This is a genomic window from Oscillatoria sp. FACHB-1407, from assembly GCF_014697545.1.
Taxonomy (GTDB): Bacteria; Cyanobacteriota; Cyanobacteriia; order Elainellales; family Elainellaceae; genus FACHB-1407.
In genome coordinates, this window is the sequence record NZ_JACJSA010000066.1 from 1 (window position 1) to 3,188 (window position 3,188).

The 3,188-nt window shown below is 52.3% G+C and carries 2 rRNA genes; both read right to left on the reverse strand.

The annotated features are described in order from the left end of the window. Positions 1–3: 3 nt before the first annotated feature. Positions 4–120, reverse strand: a 5S ribosomal RNA gene (gene rrf / locus H6G89_RS34265). A gap of 88 nt (positions 121–208) precedes the next feature. Beyond that, positions 209–3,029: ribosomal RNA gene (locus H6G89_RS34270) — 23S ribosomal RNA — on the reverse strand. Positions 3,030–3,188 lie beyond the last annotated feature (159 nt).

The window sequence follows — 3,188 nt, forward strand, 5'->3', positions numbered from 1 at the left end:
TTACCCTGGCACTGAGCTATTTTTGCGGGAGGCTACCCTCCAACTATCTTTGCCGCAACAGCGTTTCACACCTCAGTTCGGGATGGATGAGAGTGGGTCCACCGCGCCATAAGCACCAGGAAAGCTTTAGCATTTCCTAAACCTTGAAGGCTGCATAGTAATGAATCATTCATCAAGCTCAAGCTCGTATCATCGACACCCAAGTTGTGAGGTCAAGCCCTCGGTCTGTTAGTACGCCTCAGCTTCATCCATTACTGAACTTCCACTTAACGCCTATCAACGGGTGTTCTGCCCGTGACCTTACTGGATTAACTCCATGAGAGCACTCATCTTGAGGTGGGCTTCCCACTTAGATGCTTTCAGCGGTTATCCGCTCCGCACTTGGCTACCCTGCGTTTACCGTTGGCACGATAACAGGTACACCAGCGGTGCGTTCCTCCCGGTCCTCTCGTACTAAGGAGGATTCCTCTCAATGCTCTTACGCCTGCACCGGATATGGACCGAACTGTCTCACGACGTTCTGAACCCAGCTCACGTACCGCTTTAATGGGCGAACAGCCCAACCCTTGGGACGTACTACCGCCCCAGGTTGCGATGAGCCGACATCGAGGTGCCAAACCTCCGCGTCGATGTGAACTCTTGGCGGAGATCAGCCTGTTATCCCTAGAGTAACTTTTATCCGTTGAGCGACGGCCCTTCCACTCAGCGCCGTCGGATCACTAAGACCGTGTTTCCACCCTGCTCGAGTTGTTGCTCTTGCAGTCAAGCTCCCTTATGCCTTTACACTCTCCGGCTGATTTCCAACCAGCCTGAGGGAACCTTTGTGCGCCTCCGTTACCTTTTAGGAGGCGACCGCCCCAGTCAAACTGCCCACCTGATACTGTTCCCTTCCCGGATCACGGGTAAAGGTTAGAATTCTAGCCTTGCTAGAGTGGTATCTCACCGTTGACTCCACACTCCCCACAAGGAATGCTTCAACGTCTCCCACCTATCCTGCGCAAGCAAAGCCCGAACCCAATACCAGGCTACAGTAAAGCTTCATAGGGTCTTTCTGTCCAGGTGCAGGTAGTCCGTATCTTCACAGACAATCCTATTTCGCCGAGCCTCTCTCCGAGACAGCTCCCAGATCGTTACGCCTTTCGTGCGGGTCGGAACTTACCCGACAAGGAATTTCGCTACCTTAGGACCGTTATAGTTACGGCCGCCGTTCACCGGGGCTTCGGTCGCCAGCTTCAGGGTTTCCCCCTGACCGACTTCCTTAACCTTCCGGCACTGGGCAGGCGTCAGCCCCTATACATCCTCTTACGAGTTAGCAGAGACCTGTGTTTTTGGTAAACAGTCGCCTGGGACTCTTCACTGCGACCACCTCTCGGTGGCACCCCTTCTCCCGAAGTTACGGGGCCATTTTGCCGAGTTCCTTAGAGAGAGTTATCTCGCGCCCCTTGGTATTCTCAACCTTCCCACCTGTGTCGGTTTCTAGTACGGGTACTGAATGTTCATCGCATTGCTGGCTTTTCTTGGCACTACTCTTCACCAAACGGGGGTCGTAACCCCCTCCCAATCCATTCAGGGCTTGGCTATCTCTTATGCGTCCCCAACAATGCTCCCACCCAATAGTCCAGGAATATTAACCTGATGTCCATCGACTACGCCTCTCGGCCTCGCCTTAGGTCCCGACTAACCCTCCGCGGACGAGCCTTCCGGAGGAATCCTTAGGGTTTCGGGGCATTGGATTCTCACCAATGTTTTCGCTACTCAAGCCGACATTCTCACTTCCGCTTCGTCCACACCTGCTCTCGCTAATGCTTCTAACTACTACGGAACGCTCCCCTACCGATTTGTTTAAAAATCCCACAGCTTCGGTACACAACTTAGCCCCGTTCATTTTCGGCGCAGAATCGCTTGACCAGTGAGCTATTACGCACTCTTTTAAGGATGGCTGCTTCTAGGCAAACCTCCTGGTTGTCTCTGCAATTCCACCTCCTTTATCACTTAGTTGTGATTTGGGGACCTTAGCTGGTGGTCTGGGCTGTTTCCCTCTTGACGATGAAGCTTATCCCCCACCGTCTCACTGGCAATGTGTCCTCTGGGTATTCAGAGTTTGACTCGATTTGGTACCGCTCTCGCAGCCCGCACCGAATCAGTGCTTTACCCCCCAGATATAATCATTACCGCTGCGCCTCAACACATTTCGGGGAGAACCAGCTAGCTCCCGGTTCGATTGGCATTTCACCCCTAACCACAGGTCATCCGCTGATTTTTCAACATCAGTCGGTTCGGACCTCCACTTGGTGTTACCCAAGCTTCATCCTGCCCATGGTTAGATCACCGGGGTTCGGGTCTATAAACACTGATTAACGCCCTATTCAGACTCGCTTTCGCTTTGGCTTCGAGATTCCCCTCTTAACCTACCAGTGCCTATAAGTCGCCGGCTCATTCTTCAACAGGCACACCGTCACCCGTTTAATCGGGCTTCGATTGCTTGTAAGCTGATGGTTTCATGTTCTATTTCACTCCCCTCCCGGGGTTCTTTTCACCGTTCCCTCGCGGTACTATTCACTATCGGTCACACAGGAGTATTTAGCCTTACGAGGTGGTCCTCGCTGATTCAATCGGGATTCCACGTGCCCCAACCTACTCGGGATCCAGCTAGTATCCTTAAGCTTTCGACTACAGGACTTTCACCTCCTCTGGTGCAGTTTTCAGCTGCTTCGTCTAGCCGCTAGATTCCATATCGCTGTCCCACAACCCCATAGTTGAAAAACTATGGTTTAGGCTCTTCCCGCTTCGCTCGCCGCTACTAGGGGAATCGAGTTTTCTTTCTCTTCCTTCAGCTACTAAGATGTTTCAATTCGCTGAGTTCGCTCGCACTGGCCTATGTATTCAACCAGCCGTATTCTGGGTTGCCCCATTCGGACACCTCCGGATCAATGCTTGCTTCCAACTCCCCGGAGCTTATCGCAGGTAACCGCGTCCTTCTTCGCCTCTGTGTGCCTAGGTATCCACCATCAGCCCTTTGTAGCTTGACCACTTTAATCAACTTACATTGGTGTCTGTGATATCTTCGATGATGTCCCTCGGAGAAAACTCTCGCCTCCCCTCGAAATCATCACCCTCTACCTGACAATTCTCATTACTATGCAGTTTTCAAGGTTCTCACTGGATTCACTAACCCAGCAGGCTCTCTA